Source organism: Pseudomonas sp. SIMBA_068 (assembly GCF_046534705.1).
GTDB classification, from domain to species: domain Bacteria; phylum Pseudomonadota; class Gammaproteobacteria; order Pseudomonadales; family Pseudomonadaceae; genus Aquipseudomonas; species Aquipseudomonas putida.
Map to the genome: position 1 here is coordinate 1 of NZ_JAWRYI010001210.1, position 249 is coordinate 249.

Sequence of the window (249 nt, forward strand, 5' to 3'; positions counted from 1 at the left end):
CGTCGTGAACCAAGGAACCGGCTGCTCAAGCGTAACTTCAAGAGTACGATCATCCGTCGCTTTGACACCCAGCGATGTAACATCTGCTTTACCCGCAACAATAGCTGCGGCATTGTTAATGTGCGCCTGTGCCAGATAGCCAGCAAAAGGGCTTGCCGTTTTCGGGTCAACCGCGCGCTGCCAGCCGAGGACAAAATCCTCTGCCGTCAGAGGCTGACCGTCGGACCACTGCAAACCGCTACGCAGATG

General features: G+C 56.2%; 1 protein-coding gene. It reads right to left on the bottom strand.

The window, feature by feature from the left end; genetic code table 11:
• A partial coding sequence (locus tag SB756_RS33370) for an ABC transporter substrate-binding protein (protein ID WP_410913672.1) occupies window positions 1–249 on the bottom strand: 249 nt, incomplete at both ends.